Annotated in this window: 12 protein-coding genes; 3 read left to right on the plus strand and 9 right to left on the minus strand. The window is 67.7% G+C overall.

What is annotated here, in order from left to right:
- Window positions 1-27: 27 nt before the first annotated feature.
- Window positions 28-1,326 carry an ABC transporter substrate-binding protein gene (locus ACFY3D_RS06550; protein WP_389975750.1) on the minus strand — a complete coding sequence of 433 codons (1,299 nt, stop codon included), beginning with the start codon at window positions 1,324-1,326 and terminating at the stop codon, window positions 28-30.
- Window positions 1,327-1,621: 295 nt separating this feature from the next.
- Between ACFY3D_RS06550 and ACFY3D_RS06555 the strand changes: the two genes are divergently transcribed.
- Together ACFY3D_RS06555 and ACFY3D_RS06560 are read left to right on the plus strand one after the other, a co-directional pair.
- Window positions 1,622-2,461, plus strand: coding sequence for a DeoR/GlpR family DNA-binding transcription regulator (locus ACFY3D_RS06555; RefSeq protein ID WP_389975754.1), 840 nt, complete (start codon window positions 1,622-1,624; stop codon window positions 2,459-2,461).
- A gap of 29 nt (window positions 2,462-2,490) precedes the next feature.
- On the plus strand, window positions 2,491-2,835 hold the full coding sequence (locus ACFY3D_RS06560; RefSeq protein ID WP_389975757.1) for a hypothetical protein: 345 nt from the start codon (window positions 2,491-2,493) through the stop codon (window positions 2,833-2,835).
- 159 nt (window positions 2,836-2,994) lie between these two features.
- Here the strand turns inward: ACFY3D_RS06560 and ACFY3D_RS06565 are convergent, their stop codons facing one another.
- From ACFY3D_RS06565 to ACFY3D_RS06580, 4 genes are all read right to left on the minus strand, one after another.
- The gene (locus ACFY3D_RS06565; protein WP_389975760.1) at window positions 2,995-4,236 is read right to left on the minus strand and encodes a glycosyltransferase; all 1,242 of its coding nucleotides are present in this window, start codon (window positions 4,234-4,236) and stop codon (window positions 2,995-2,997) included.
- 369 nt (window positions 4,237-4,605) lie between these two features.
- Entirely contained in the window at window positions 4,606-5,019 is a 414-nt protein-coding gene (locus ACFY3D_RS06570; RefSeq protein ID WP_389975763.1) for a YchJ family protein, read from the minus strand.
- Between the two features lie 212 nt (window positions 5,020-5,231).
- Window positions 5,232-7,922, minus strand: a complete 2,691-nt coding sequence (locus ACFY3D_RS06575; RefSeq protein ID WP_389975765.1) for a ricin-type beta-trefoil lectin domain protein — start codon at window positions 7,920-7,922, stop codon at window positions 5,232-5,234.
- A gap of 986 nt (window positions 7,923-8,908) precedes the next feature.
- Window positions 8,909-10,072: an acyl-CoA dehydrogenase family protein gene (locus tag ACFY3D_RS06580; protein WP_350946428.1), complete on the minus strand. Its 1,164-nt coding sequence runs from the start codon at window positions 10,070-10,072 to the stop codon at window positions 8,909-8,911.
- Between the two features lie 162 nt (window positions 10,073-10,234).
- On the opposite strand from ACFY3D_RS06580, the gene ACFY3D_RS06585 reads away from it, so the two are divergent.
- Window positions 10,235-11,536: a UDP-glucose dehydrogenase family protein gene (locus ACFY3D_RS06585; protein WP_389976585.1), complete on the plus strand. Its 1,302-nt coding sequence runs from the start codon at window positions 10,235-10,237 to the stop codon at window positions 11,534-11,536.
- Window positions 11,537-12,330: 794 nt separating this feature from the next.
- On the opposite strand, the gene ACFY3D_RS06590 is transcribed toward ACFY3D_RS06585, so the two are convergent.
- The 4 genes from ACFY3D_RS06590 to ACFY3D_RS06605 form a co-directional block, all read right to left on the minus strand.
- On the minus strand, window positions 12,331-12,567 hold the full coding sequence (locus ACFY3D_RS06590) for a DUF397 domain-containing protein (RefSeq protein ID WP_350946427.1): 237 nt from the start codon (window positions 12,565-12,567) through the stop codon (window positions 12,331-12,333).
- Window positions 12,568-12,803: 236 nt separating this feature from the next.
- The gene (locus tag ACFY3D_RS06595) at window positions 12,804-12,929 is read right to left on the minus strand and encodes a hypothetical protein (RefSeq protein ID WP_362502443.1); all 126 of its coding nucleotides are present in this window, start codon (window positions 12,927-12,929) and stop codon (window positions 12,804-12,806) included.
- Window positions 12,930-13,024: 95 nt separating this feature from the next.
- The gene (gene purE / locus ACFY3D_RS06600) at window positions 13,025-13,528 is read right to left on the minus strand and encodes a 5-(carboxyamino)imidazole ribonucleotide mutase (protein WP_350946425.1); all 504 of its coding nucleotides are present in this window, start codon (window positions 13,526-13,528) and stop codon (window positions 13,025-13,027) included.
- Between the two features lie 199 nt (window positions 13,529-13,727).
- Complete coding sequence (locus ACFY3D_RS06605; RefSeq protein WP_389774253.1) at window positions 13,728-14,813, minus strand: 5-(carboxyamino)imidazole ribonucleotide synthase; 1,086 nt, start codon at window positions 14,811-14,813, stop codon at window positions 13,728-13,730.
- Window positions 14,814-14,886 lie beyond the last annotated feature (73 nt).

Consider the following 14,886-nt stretch of genomic DNA (forward strand, 5'->3'; position numbering starts at 1 on the left):
GGCGGAGCGGCGCGGCGCCCGGGCGGACTACTCGATCACCGAGGACCAGGACTCCTGGGACTTCTGGAGGGCCTCGTCGACGCTCGTCTTGCCGGTCAGCACGAGCTGGAGCTGCTCGTCGAAGCTGCGCATCAGGTCCTCGGCCTTGGGCAGGCCGACGAACTCGTTGGCCGGGTAGCCCTGCTGGTAGATCTCGAAAGCGGTCTTGAACATCGGGTCACCGCCGCTGAAGTCGGGCTCCGCGTTCTTGTTGCCGGGGAAGCCGTTCGCGATCGTGCTGAGCTTCGCGTTCGCCTCCTGGCTCATCAGGTAGGACACGAACTTGAACGCCTCGGCCTTGTGCTCGGTGGAGTCGGAGATGCCGATGCCCCATGACGCGTAGGGGATGCCGCGCTTGCCGGTGTAGCCGTCCTCGGCGGGCAGGGCCGCGATCTCGAACTTCAGGTCCGGCTTGTTCTTCTTGATCAGGTTGATGTGCGCGAGCGAGTCGATCATCATGCCGACCTGGCCGTTGGTGAACTTCTCGACCTTGTCCTGCTCTTTCATGGTGAGCGAGCCCGGCGCGATGGCGTCGGCGTCGTTCAGGCTCTTCACGAACTCGACCACGCCCTTGACCTCGGGACTGGTCAGGTTCGGCTTGCCGTCCTGCAGCATGCTGCCGCCCGAGGCCCACAGCCAGGACATGACGTCGTTCTGGATGCCGTTGGGCACCGCGGTGTCGAGCGGGAGCGCCCAGCCCTTGGCGTTGCCGCCGGTCGCACTGATCTTCTTGGCCGCGTCCAGGAACTCGGAGCGCGTGCCGGGCACCTTCTCGATGCCCGCCTTGGTGAGCAGGTCCTTGTTGACGAAGAGCGGGTAGACGAAGTTGACCACCGGGATCATGTACGTCTTGCCGTCGAGCTGCACCTGGCTGGCGAGCTGGCTGTCGTCGTAGCCCGCCTCGGTCATCAGCTTGGACATGTCGGTGATCGCGCCCTGCTTGGCGAAGTCGTTCACCCAGGCGCCGTCGAGACCGACCACGTCGGGCAGGGTCTTGGACGCCGCACCGGTGAGCAGCTGCTGCTTGGTCGAGGCGTACGGCGCACTCAGCAGCTTGATCTTGATGTTCGGGTTCTGGGCCGTGAAGTCGTTGATGATCTTGTCGAAATCCTCGGCCGGGAGCTCGGCCCCCCACCACTGCGCGAACTCCAGCGTCACGGTGCCGTCCGCACCGGCGTCAGCCGAGTCGCTTGTGCTGCCCGAGCCGCACGCCGCAACGAACGCGACCATCGCGGCCGCTGTCACCGCCCCTGTCAGTCGCCTCAGCCGGGCTGCGCGAATCGTCATGGCCAGCTCCTTCCACATCTAGATCTTTCTGTTTTCTGCTGTGTGGCGGTCACGTTAGCAGCGCATTACGAACGTAAACAAGAGAAGAACTGCAGAAAGCTGCGCACTATGGCAAAGTCTCGCGCCCGCACGGCAGGGCAGTCGTCTCGGTCACCTTCTTCGACCTGGAGACGAACAGGGAGATGCATGGCTTCGAGGACCCCGCCCACTCTTGCAGGTTTTCGCTGTTCTATGCTGCGATGCACGTGAGCGGGGTGCGTTTGTGGCATACTGCCGCACTACCGAAGGGAGATCAGTGAGCGGCGACAGGGACGATCGGCAGCGCCACCTACCTGCCGGACGCAAGGCCCAACTGGCCGCGTACGTCTCCGACACCGGGCAGGTCACGGTAAGCGAGCTCGCAGAGCGCTTCGGCGTCTCCATCGACACCGTGCGACGCGACCTCGACCAGCTGAGCGCCGACGGCATCCTCGTGCGCACGTACGGCGGCGCCGTCAGCCTGTCCACGATCTCCCGCACCGACCGCGCCGTCGACCAGCGACTCAACGAGCAGGAGAAGGAGAAGGAGAAGATCGCGGCACTGGCCGCGGCACTCGTCCAGGACGGCTCGACCATCATGATCAACGGCGGGACGACCACCCTCGCGTTCGCCCGCGGCCTGCGCCAGCACCGCGACCTCACGGTGGCGACGAACAACCTGCTGGTGCCGGGCGCGCTGCCGCCGACGGCGATCCGCGACATCTACATCTTCGGCGGCGCGGTGCGCTCGCTCACCCTCGCCACGATCGGCCCGGTCAGCTTCCGCACCAACACCGGCACCGAACTGGACATCAGCTGCGACCTGGCACTCATCGGCGTCGGCGCCGTCTCCGCGGACGCCGGCTACACGACGAGCAACCTCGCCGAGGCCGCGATGATGCAGGAGATGCTCGCCCGCGCGGCCCGCGTGGCGATCCTCGCCGACTCCTCCAAGTTCGGACGCCGGCTGTTCGCCCAGGTGTCGGAGCTCGGCGCCGCCGACTACCTCATCACCGACACCATGCCGCCGCCCGACCTGAGAGACGCCCTCGCCGCGAACGAGGTGGAGCTGATCACCCCCGCGGCTCCACCGAGGCCACGAGAGGCCAGAAGCTAGCCCGTTTCCCCCACGCGAAGGAGTAACGAATGGCACGTCCGGTGTCCGCCGGTTGGACCGGAGCGGTTCTCGCCGCTCTCCTGCTGACCGGTTGCTCCTCCGACCAGTTGGGCGATCGCGGCGGCAAGGAGAACGCGGCGCCGGACAAGGTGGGCGACGTCGACTACGTCGAGGTCTTCCGCAACGCCGACAATTTCCCCAACGTCGCCCGAATCTGCGTCGAGGGACTCGCCTTCGCCAGCACGTCGAGCGGAGCACGCGGCGAAAGCGGCGTCGCCAACCCGGCGCTGCTCCGCATCCCCGAGTGGGACACCACGTGCGCAAAGCACTCGAAAACCCCGCCGGCCCCGAAAGCGAGCCCCTCTCCGGGCTGAGACCTTCTCTGCGGGAATTCCGAGCGACTCTCACGCGAAGAAGCCGTCCCGAGGCGTCCCTTCCTCGGGGAATCGTGTTCCCGGCACATGAGCGCAGGGTGCCGCACCCGTATGGCATGGTCACGGCCCGAAGGTGGCGGCTACCTGTGCCGGTGAGAGTCAGGCGCCTGGAGATCCGCTCGGCCGAGGGCTTGGAGAATCCGCGGCGATCAGCAGCCGCGCGGCGGTGTCCGCCCCGTCCGCGCGTACCGTGTCGGCGAGGGATCGGGCGCGGGCCGCCACGTCCGGTCGGAGGGCGCGGTCGAGGGCCTCGGTCAGCGAACCGGTGGTCGGCGTGCCGGGCGAGTGCGCGGTTCCGGTCCCGAGGTCGTCGACCCGCCGCGCCCAGTAGTGCTGGTCGAACTGCTGAGGGATGACGACCTGGGGCGCCCCGGCTCGCGCGGCCGCGGTGGTGGTTCCCGCACCGCCGTGGTGCACGACGGCCGCGACCCGCCGGAAGAGCGCCTGCTGGTTCACCTCCCCGACGGACAGGCAGTCCGGCTCGTCGTCCAGCGGTGCCAGGTCGGCCCATCCGCGCAGCACGACCGCGCGGCGCCCGAGCGCGCGGGCCGTCTCGACCATCGTCCTGCCGAGGTCCCGCGGGGCGCGAATGCTGCCGAAGCCGAAATAGACCGGCGGTTCACCGGCGTCGAGGAACGCCTCCAGTTCCGCGGAGAACGGACGCTCGTCCGGCAGGATCCAGGCGCCCGTCTGGACCACCTCCGGGTCCCCCGGCCAGGGCCCCAGCATTGGGTCGGCGGCCAACCAGGGCCTGCCGGTGAACACGTGGCCTCGCACGTCGCCGACGGGAGCCAGGCCGACCGACGCCCGATGGGAGTCGAGAGCGGCGCCGAAGATGTCGTTCCAGCGTCGCGCGTCCCGCTCCCAGAGCACGCGGTTGCCGACCGTACCGTCCGTCGGCGCGTCTCCTCGCATCGGCAGGGGCGGCGGCGCGTGATGGGGGGAGGGCAAGGCTACCGGGCAATAACCGGCGAAGACGTAGCGGATCCCCTTCCGTTCGGCCACCGAACGAGCGGCCACCACCAGGTACCCGCCCGTCACAATGACGTCGCAGCCCTCGGCCGCCGCCAGCAGCGTCTCGAACTGGTCGGCGATCGAAGCCTCCGCCATCCGGCGCCGCTGCTCGGGCGAGGGCGGGGCCGCCGTCGGGTCGGCCTTCCCGGTCGAGCGCAACTCGGGGCCGAGGGGCGCGAACGGGATCCCGAGGCCGTCGATCCAGTCGCGGAAGTCGGGAGGCGCGCACACCCGGACCTCCTCCCCGAGTTCCCTCAACCGCACCGCCAGCGCCACCACCGGCTGGACGTCACCGCGCGACCCGATCGTCGACAGCAGAACACGCATCGAAACTCCCCCTCCCGCGACAGCCTCGGTCACGATCGGCCGAGGTGTGGTCAACGTGAGCCCGCACGGGCGTCCGTCCCCGTTCGCGATGTGCCGCTTCGGCTCACGGCCCCGAATTCTGGACCGTCCCCGGGGCCTTGCCGCAAGCCCCCCTGTCCGCTATACGTTGAAAGTGGCGGGGAGTCCGAGGATTTTCCGGCTCAAAGGGCTGTCCTATGAGGACCCTGCGTGAGCGCCGCGGCCACAACGGCCACGACATGGCGAAAGCCGTTTCAGAGCGGCCCGGAGTCGTCGGACGGCCTTTCTCCAAGCGCCTCGACCTTGGGGAACGAGGCTCTCAGGACGCCTCGACGCCGGAGAACGAGGCTCTCAGAGCGCCCCGACGTACACCCAGTCTCCCCCGTGCCGGACGAAGCGGCTGTGCTCCTCCAGGTGGCCCTCTTCGCCGTGCTCGACGTAGTGGGCGCGGAAGCGGACGGTGCCCTCGGTGTGGAAGGCGCTGCCGCCGGTCGTCTCCGTCACCTCCAGTCGCGTCCACCGCAGCCCGCCACCGAGGTCGACGGCGGGCGGGCGCGTCGACGGGTGCCAGGTGCGCAGGAGGTAGCCGGCGTCGCCGACGCTGAAGGCGCTGAACCTCGACCGCATCAACGCCTCGGCCGTCGTCGCGGACGCCTCCCCGCGGTGCAACCGCCCGCAGCAGTCCCCGTACGGCGCGGGCAGCCCGCACGGACACGAGGCGGTGGGCGCGAAACGGACTCGGGACCGTGGATCACGTCGTGGCACGCCCCCAGTATGCCCGCGCCCTCCACCAGGCCGGTTTCCGGCGCCGGAAACCGGCCGGATCCGTTCCGCGGGCATGCCGCGTTCCGTTTCCCCGACCTGCTCCGACGGGTCGTATCGCCAACGCGGCATCGGCCTCGGAGAAGATCCCGAACGTCGCCGAGGTGGGTCGCGGGCGGCGCGTACGACCGCCCGCGGCCCGGTGGGAGCTCACGTCAGTTGCGCAGGCTCCACTGCTGGTTCGTGCCGCCGTTGCACGCCCACAGAATCATCCTCGTACCGTTGGCGGTGCCGGCACCGTTGGCGTCCAGGCACAACCCGGACTGCACACCGGTGATGGTGCCGTTGGAGTTGACGTTCCACTGCTGGTTGGTCTGTCCGTTGCAGTCCCAGATCACGACCTGAGTGCCGTTCGAGGTGCCCTGGCCGTAGGCGTCCAGGCACTTGTTGCCGAACACCTGCAGCTGCTTGCCCGAGGTGTACGTCCACCGCTGGCCGGTGCCGCCGTTGCAGTCCCACAGCTGCGCCTGAGCGCCGTTGGTCGCCGTGCCGCCGTTGATGTCCACGCATCGACCCGACTGGCCGCCCACGATCGTGCCGTTCTGCTGGTTGCTTCCGCCGCTTCCCTGCCTGACGAGCGACTTCGACTCGGCCGACCGGTTCCCCTGGGCGTCCACGACGTAGAGCCGATATTCACCGTTCGACGTCGGAACGGCGATGGAGGTCGCGGTTCCGCTCGCCCTGGTCATCGTGTTGCCGGCGGCGAAGGACGTCGTACCCAGGGGAGCGAGCCAGACCGACTTGCTCGCGTCACCGGCGCTGCGGATGGGAATCGACGTCGCACCGGCGCTGACGACGGTGCTGGCGGGCAGGACGTAATCCGGCAGGGAAAGATTGCTCTGCGGAATGATGTTTCGGTACGCGTCCTCAAGTCCGGAATTCACCGCGATGCTGTACGCCTGCGACGGCCAGACGTAGTCGGAGGACACGAGGATGTCGTGGACCGTGCTGTTCGGCAGGTTCTTGTTGGAGACCTTGTTGATGGGGCCGTACGTCTGCGTGATGCTCAGATCGTGCTTGCGCCCGAAGTCGTCGGAGTTGATGAGCCACGTGATGTTCTTGTCCACGCTCAGGAGGTTGTCGCGGAAAACCATGTTCCCCGAGCCCTCGTCCGGGTGGAGTCCGTACTTGTGGCCGGACGGGACGCCCTGCATGTAGTTGTTGGTGATCGTGGTTCCCGGCTGGTTGCCCAGCGTGTAGACGGGAGCCGTGTCGCTCAGGCGCTGCACCGTGTCGATGAAGTGGTTGTAGCTGATGGTGTTGTTCTTCGCCGTGGTGGTCGGCCGGTTGGGCGCGATCGAGCCTGACGATCCGTCGAAGTTCCACCATCCCCAGCCGAGCGTCACACCGGACCACGGGGTCTTCTCGATGCGGTTGCGCTGGATGGACAGGCCGTCGGCGAAGTACGCCGAGATGGGGCTGTGCCCGTTGAACAACACGGCGCTGTCGTAGATGTAGTTGTTCTTGATCTCGATGTTCTTGGGCGCGCCTTCGACCTGGGCGGGATACTTCTCGCGGTTCGTCGAGGTGTGGTCCCCGATGTAGACGTGCTGGGGATGGCCCACGGCGATGGCGGATCCGGCGATGTCGTTCGTGTAGTTTCCGATCAGCTTCGTGTTCACCACGTCGTTGACCATGTTGATTCCGTCGACGCCGGTGTGCTGCACCCGGTTGTTCTGCAGGACGAGCCCGTCGGCGTTCTCGATCTGGATGATGCCGGGCGCCATGTCGACGTTGCGGTAGTAGTAGACGTGGAAGTTCTGCCTGGCGTACGCCTGCGCGCCGAGGTTGCCCTGCTGCGCCTGCTTGAGCACCGAGCCGGCCACGTTGAACAGGTTCCAGTCGGAGTGCTGGACCGTGAGGCCGGAGAAGGTGATGTTCCGGGCGCGACTGCTCGTGGAGGTGCCGGCGACCCTGAGGAGGGTGGACACGTTGTTCGGCGCGAAAACCGTCGCGGTGGTCATGTTCTCGGAGCTCGCCTTGTAGTAGTACAGCGTCCGGCTCGTCTTGTCGAAGAAGAACTCGCCCGGCGCGTCCAGGAACTCATAGGCGTTCATGACCTTGTGGCTGCCGTTGATCTGGGCGTTGCCGTTGAAGGCCCCCTGGGCGATGGCCGCTCCCGGCTGCTGGAACTGGACGATCCGGTTCGCCCCGTCAGAGGTGACCTGCCGGGCTCCCACGATGGCCGTGGTCCAGGTCGTCCCCGTCTCGATTTCGATGTCGTCCTGATTGGCGGCGATGGCGGGAAAATCATTCAGGTTGTACTTCACTCCCGCGCACTGCGAACCCGACTCCCACGCCCAGGACGCCTGCCCTGCCGTGATGCTGTAGGTGCCGTAGCATCCCGCGGAGTTCATCGTCTTCGAAGCCATGAACGCTCGCTTGTCGTTGACGTAGAGCGCGCGAAGCTTGTTGCTGCGATTCAGCGGGGCTTTCCAGATGTTGCCGCTGTGCTGCGTCCATCCGGTCACCTGAACGCCTCCGCTGAGGATCGGCGTCTCGTTCTGGTACGCGGCGTATATGACCCGGTAACCATTCGTGCCGGAGTCGGCCGACGTGAAGTCGACGGTGCTGCCGATCGAGTAGTTGCCCCCGCGGAGATACACGTAGATGTCGTCCGTCATGTTGGCGTTCACCGTACGGACGACGTCCCGCGCGCGCTGCAGGGTTCTGAACGGCGACGTGATCGTTCCCGGGTTGGCGTCGTTGCCGTCGGGGGCGACGTAGTAGGTCGCCTGGGCCGCCGCCGAGGCCGAGGTATTACCCACGAAGGTCGGCAGCACCGCGGCGGCGAACACCGCGAGCGCTGCTAACACCTTCCCAGTGGTGGACGAGGCTGACTTCACGCTCTGTTCCTTTCGCTGATTCCGAGCAGAGTGGTCGCCGCGTGATCACCCGTCGCCGTAGAACTCATCGGGGTGTGCCGTCGCGCGGATGTGACGCCTGTCTTGCGGTTGAGGACATCGATCGGAGGGCCGTTCGGGGGCCGACCGCCTCTCACGCCATACGCGGCGAGCGCCGGTGGAGCGCGGCGTCGGCAGACTCGTCGTCGGTGAAGCCGAACGTTCTTGTCGCGGGATGAGCGATGCCGGCCGGTCTTCGCGGGCACCGAGCATTCGCCCAGGCGGCTCACGGGCTCTCCGGTACGCGAAGGACGATCTCGTCGGCGCCGAAGGAACCCTGGTCGCCCACCCCGGCGCCGCGCTGACGAGGGTCATCGCCGCCGGGGCGCGAGAGGTCTCCTCATAGCGCGCCCCAAAGAATCCGTGGCAGACGCAGCGTTACTGTTTCGTAACGTATGACGTATGCCGACTGATGTCTGGGTGTAATGTCCCATTAACAGGGATGTCTCGCAATAGTCCACGGAGCGGGCGAGGCACACCTTTGTCCATCCCGGCGCCACGACATCAGATGATCTTCCACGACACGGTGGACCTCTCGCGGGGCGTGGCAGGGGCCCGTCGCTCATGCGCACGATGCGACCCGGCGGACAGTGGGTCCGATCTTGCAGGTCAGGAGCCGACGTCTCCGGCGTCGCGCCGGTCGCCGACGGCTAGGCGCAGTCCTCCACACGGCGCTCGCGACGCACCGGATCCCTGCCGGATCAGCCCGTGCTCCGGGCGGATCGAGGAAGGAAATCGCTTACATCGGCGACCGTGAATCACCGTCGCCGATGTAACTTTCATCGGCGACGGCGATCACGTCCGCCGGTTCGCTCAATCTTGCGGCAGGTGCCGAAGGCCACCCCACACCGACCAGGCCGAAACCCGGAGGCACACGCGAAACCCGGTCCACGGGCATGGTTCGGACCGGGTTTCCGCTGGTCGACGGTCTACTTCAACAGCTGCCGAGCCATCACCATGCGCTGGATCTGGTTGGTGCCCTCGTAGATCTGGGTGATCTTCGCGTCGCGCATCATGCGCTCGACCGGGTAGTCGCTGGTGTAGCCGTACCCGCCCAGAAGCTGGACCGCGTCGGTGGTGATCTCCATCGCGGCGTCGGAGGCGGCGCACTTGGCGGCGCTGGAGAGGAAGGTGAGGTCCTTCTGCGGTTCGCCGTGCATGGCGAGTTCCGACTTGGCGGCGGCGGCGTAGGTGAGCTGGCGTGCGGCCTCCAGCTTCATCGCCATGTCGGCGACCATGAACTGCACGCCCTGGAAGTCGGCGACGGCCTTGCCGAACTGCCTGCGCTCCTTGACGTAGCCGATCGCGTAGTCCAGCGCGCCCTGGGCGATGCCGAGCGCCTGGGCGGCGATGGTGACGCGGGTGTGGTCCAGGGTGGCGAGGGCGGTCTTGAAACCGGTGCCCGGCTCGCCGATCATCCGGGACGCGGGGATCCGCACGTTCTCCAGGATGACCTGGCGGGTCGGGGAGCCCTTGATGCCGAGCTTGCGCTCCTTCGCCCCGAAGCTGACGCCCTCGTCGCCCTTTTCCACGACGAACGCGGAGATGCCCTTCGCCCCGACGCCCGGCTCGGTGACGGCCATCACCGTGTAGTACTCCGACACCCCGGCGTTGGTGATCCACATCTTGGCGCCGTTGAGCACGTAGTGGTCGCCGTCGAGGACCGCACGGGTCTTCATGGCGGCGGCGTCGCTGCCCGCCTCGGCCTCCGAGAGGGCGTACGAGAACATCGCGTCACCCCGCGCGACCGGCGGGAGATAGTCCCGCTTGAGCTCCTCGGAGGCCGCGAGCATCAGCGGAACGGTACCGAGCTTGTTGACGGCGGGAATCAGCGAGGACGAGGCGCAGGCCCGCGCCACCTCCTCGATGACGATCACCGCCGCGAGGGCGTCGGCGCCGGCGCCCCCGTACTCCTCGGGGACATGCACGGCGTGCAGGTCCGCCGCGACGAGCGCCTTGTAGACGTCCCAGGGAAACTCCCCGGTCTCGTCGGCCTCGGCGGCGCGAGGGGCGATCTTCTCGTCGGCGAGAGCGCGGACCGTCTCGCGGAGCATCTCGTGCTCCTCGGGCAGTGCGTAGAGAGGGTAGCTCATGGGAAAATACTAGGACGTCCAACAAAACATGGAGCGCTCCACCCCATGTGGTATGCCCTGCGGCGTTTGCGCAGGTGGCAAAGTGGAACCACAAGGTGCCGATACTCTGTCGGCAAAGAATTGGGCAGAACGAAGGGAGCACCAGTGGCCTACCGCCTCACGATGGTGGGAACCGGATATCTCGGTGCGACGACTTCCGCGTGCATGGCCGAGTTGGGCTTCGAAGTCCTCAGCCTCGACATCGACGCGGAGAAGATCGACCGCCTCCGGGCCGGCGATCTGCCCATCTACGAACCGGGCCTACAGGAGATCCTGCAGCGCAACCTGGCCAACGGCCGACTGCGCTTCACCACCTCGTACGAGGAGGCAGCGGCCTTCGGCGACGTGCACTTCCTGTGCCTGGGCACGCCGCAGAAACCGGGAGAGTACGCCGCGGACGTGTCCTACCTGGACGCCGCGATCGAGTCGCTCGCCCCCCACCTGGACCGAGAGTGCCTGATCGTCGGCAAGTCGACCGTCCCGGTCGGCACCGCGCAGCGCCTCGCCGACAAGCTGGCCCGGCTCGCCCCCATCGGCGCGGGCGCCGAGCTCGCATGGAACCCCGAGTTCCTTCGTGAGGGCTTCGCGGTGAAGGACACCCTCCACCCCGACAGGATCGTGCTCGGTGTCGCCTCCGACCGGGCCGAGAAGGTCATGCGGGAGGTGTACGCCTCCATGTTGGAGATGGGCACCCCGATGGTGATCACCGACTACCCCACGGCGGAGCTGGTCAAGGTGGCCGCCAACGCCTTCCTCGCCACGAAGATCTCCTTCATCAACGCGATGGCCGAGGTCTGCGAGGCCGCCCACGCCGACGTCAAGCAGCTCTCCCTCGCGCTGTCCTTCGACGACCGCATCGGCGGCAAGTTCCTCAACCCCGGTCTCGGCTTCGGCGGCGGCTGCCTGCCCAAGGACATCCGCGCCTTCATGGCCCGGGCCGGTGAGCTCGGCGCCGACCAGGCACTGACCTTCCTGCGGGAGGTCGACGCGATCAACATGCGCCGCCGCGCCCGCATGGTCGACCTCGCCCGCGAGCTGGCCGGAGGCTCCTTCCGCGGCTGTACGGTCGCGGTGCTCGGCGCCGCGTTCAAGCCCAACTCCGACGACATCCGCGACTCGCCCGCCCTGGACGTCGCCGTCAAGATCAGCGAGCAGGGTGGCCGGGTCACCGTCTACGATCCCGTCGCCCAGGAGAACGCCCGCAAGGCCCACCCCGGACTCGCCTACGGCACCTCGGCCCTGGACGCGGCCAAAAACGCCCACGTCGTGCTGCTGCTGACCGAGTGGCAGGAGTTCGTCGCGATGGATCCCGAGGAGCTGGGTTCCGTGGTGATCTCCCGCAAGATCGTTGATGGTCGTAACGCCCTCGACGCCGAGACCTGGCGGGCCTCCGGCTGGCACTATCGCGCTCTGGGCCGCCCCTGAGCACAGCGCGTCATCCCGCGCGGCCGTCCCTTTCCGCCCCTCCCCTCGTCAGGGTCGTTCCAAGGCGACCCTGACGACACGGCCGGGTGCACATTGCCGCATTTCTCCCGGGTTGGGGCATGTCGCCCTGAAGCGAACCCGCCAGTCCCGCCAGAAGGGCATGGACGTCGCGAGGTCCGCTCACCTGGCAGGCGGAGCGGACACGACGGCGGGTTCCCGGTTTGTGCCGGAAACAGGCCGGGTAGGCGTCGACTTCTCGGATATCGCGTCGGTCACCACTGTCTCTCAGGTCACCAGTTCCAACCGCCCCAGTGATACCTACGATGCCAGCGCCTGCGGCGACGGAAGTGACGGTGATGGTGGTGGTGCCAGTGCGGGTCGTGAGCCGGCCAAGCACCCCCCGGGAACATCGTGATACCCATCGGGACACCTCTCTCGTAGTAATCCCTTGGACATGACAATTACTACGATATTCGGCATTTCATGGCAAAAAACACCAAATCATCCCCAAGTTATCCATATAACGCTTTTGGCGGCGATTACGGTGAAGTCGCTCGCACTGCAGCAGGGCGGGCCGCCTCACAGAACCAGCTCTTTCTTTTCTTTCGACAAAAGGGTTTTTACCCTCACGGGAGAGCGGCGGCCGAAGCGTGAACCCCGAGGGCGGCGCACCTTTCACCGGGTCGACCCGGCGGGCGATCCGATCGCGGCGACGAGGAAGAAGCCCTGGAAGCGCGCAGCGAGAAGGCCCCCGTCACCGACGAGGGCCTTTTACCCGCCCCGATCCCGTCGGGTCAGTTGTCGAACTCGCCGAGTTTCACGCCCCCGACGAAGGCGTCCCACTCCGAACGGGTGAAGAACAGCTTCGGTCCGTCGGGATTCTTGGAATCGCGCAATACGTAAAGAGAACCCGACCCGGCCTTGTGGCCCTCCTCGGGAGCGTCGACAACGGCCACCTCGACGCAGGGACCGCTGTCGTCCCCCTCCGGGGCCGCCTTGCGCCAGACGGCGTTGCTGAGGTCTGCTTCCACGTCGTCATCACCCTCGCTATGTCGGCGGTCGCCCACAACGGGCGCGGTCATTCGCGCGGATCGCCCCCGCAACGCCGACACGCCCCTGTCACGTCTCTGTCACGTCCCGAGGACGAGCTCGGTGACGTGCTCTCCGGTGACGGCTCCGCGAACGGGTGGCGGGCTCCACGCACACAGTATCCGGGTCGTTAGAGGCACCCGCAACGACGAAGAAACCAAGCCGGAGTACCAGGAAGTCAGCGCGTCGAGACGGAACTCACGGCGGAGTCGGTGGTCTTCTGGCTCTCACCCATGCCCAGGCTTCCGAACACCGCCAGCACCGCCACTGTGAGCCCGAGGACGGCGCGGATAGCGTTCCTCATGATCCCCACCTCCAAAGTCTGTGGAGATCTTCTCCTTCCCTCCGCATCTCCGTATATCCGCATTGTTGTCAAGCCATTGGCCAAAAGCGGCCATATCAGGCGCCGAGCTGGGCGGCTTCGGCGCGAAGTTTCGCGCCTTTGGCATGGGCTTGGTCCTTGAGAGCGACCTGGAACGCCTCCATCTTCGCCCGCAACCCCTCGTCGGCGGCGGCGAGGATCCGTACGGCCAGCAGGCCCGCGTTGCGGGCACCCCCGACGGCGACCGTCGCGACCGGGACCCCGGCGGGCATCTGGACGATCGAGAGCAGAGAGTCCATGCCGTCGAGATACTTCAGCGGGACGGGGACGCCGATCACCGGCAGGGGGGTCACCGAGGCGAGCATGCCCGGCAGGTGGGCGGCTCCCCCGGCGCCCGCGATGATCACCTTCAGACCGCGCCCGGCCGCTTCCGCGCCGTACGCGATCATCTCCTCGGGCATGCGGTGCGCGGAGACCACGTCGGCCTCGAACGCCACCCCGAACTCGGCGAGCGCCTCGGCGGCGAGTCTCATCACCGGCCAGTCGGAGTCGCTGCCCATGACGATGCCGACGGTGGTCATGCTTTCTCCCTGTGCCTCGTCGCGACCGACCGGCCGCGCGTTCGCGTTGGTGTCCTGCCCCGCCCGGGGGCAGCGGTCTGCTGTGCCGCCGGAGCCTTCACCCTCCCGGGCCTTCCGGCGTTCGGGACCTCGGTGGTGCCGGGGTGTTCCACCGGCACGGCCCCGACGGCCCCCGACAGCGAGGTGTCCCGAAGCGAGCTCAGGTGTATCTTCCCTCGGCGAGATAGACCGCGGCGTGCCTGGCACGCGCCCGGACCTCGTCAAGGTCGGTTCCCATGGCGGTGACGTGGCCGATCTTGCGCCCCGGCCGCACCTCCTTGCCGTAGAAGTGGACCTTGATCCCCGGGTCGTGGGCCATCACGTGCTCGTACCGGGAGAAGATGTCGGGGTCGTCGCCGCCCAGGAGGTTCGCCATCACCACCACGGGGGCGGTCGGCGCGGGCGACCCGAGCGGAAGGTCGAGGACCGCACGCAGGTGCTGCTCGTACTGGGAGGTGCGGGCCCCGTCGATCGTCCAGTGGCCGCTGTTGTGCGGGCGCATCGCCAGCTCGTTCACCACCAGCCCCGAGGGGGTGGCGAACATCTCCACGGCGAGCAGCCCGGTCACGCCCAGCTCCTTGGCGATGGTCAGGGCGATCCGCTGGGCCACCGCGGCCCACTCGGGGTCGAGGCCGGGAGCCGGGGCGAGCACCTCGACGCAGATGCCGTCGCGCTGGACGGTCTCCACCACCGGGTAGCTGACCCCCTGCCCGTGCGGCGACCTGGCGACCAGCACGGCGAGCTCCCGCTCGAACGGCACGAACCCCTCGGCCATCAGCGGTACGCCGGAGGCGAGGACCTCGGTCGTCTCGCCCGCCGAGTGGCAGACCCAGACCCCGCGCCCGTCGTAGCCGCCCCTGACCGCCTTGAGCACGACCGGCCAGCCGTTCTCCGCGGCGAACTCCTCGACGTCGGCGACCGTCTCGACCCGCCGCCAGGGTGGGCAGGGGACGCCGATCGCGGTCAGCCGCTCGCGCATCACGGCCTTGTCCTGGGCGTGGACGAGCGCCTCCGCGCCGGGACGCACGGCGAAGCCGTCCTCGGCCAGGGCGCGGACGTGCTCGGTGGGCACGTGCTCGTGGTCGAACGTGACCGCGTCACACCCCTTGGCGAGATCGCGCAGGTCCGCCAGCGACCGGTAGTCGCCCAGGCGCACGTCGGCGATCACACGGGCGGCACTCTCGTCGGGCGAGTTGGCCAGGACCCGCAGCTCGATGCCGAGGGCGATCGCCGCCTGCTGCGTCATCCGGGCCAGCTGGCCCGCTCCGATCACGCCGACGACGGGTCCGATGGGACTGGCCAAAGAAGGGCTGCTCACA

Origin of the sequence: Streptosporangium sp. NPDC000509 (genome assembly GCF_042898365.1) — a bacterium.
Lineage (GTDB): Bacteria > Actinomycetota > Actinomycetes > Streptosporangiales > Streptosporangiaceae > Streptosporangium.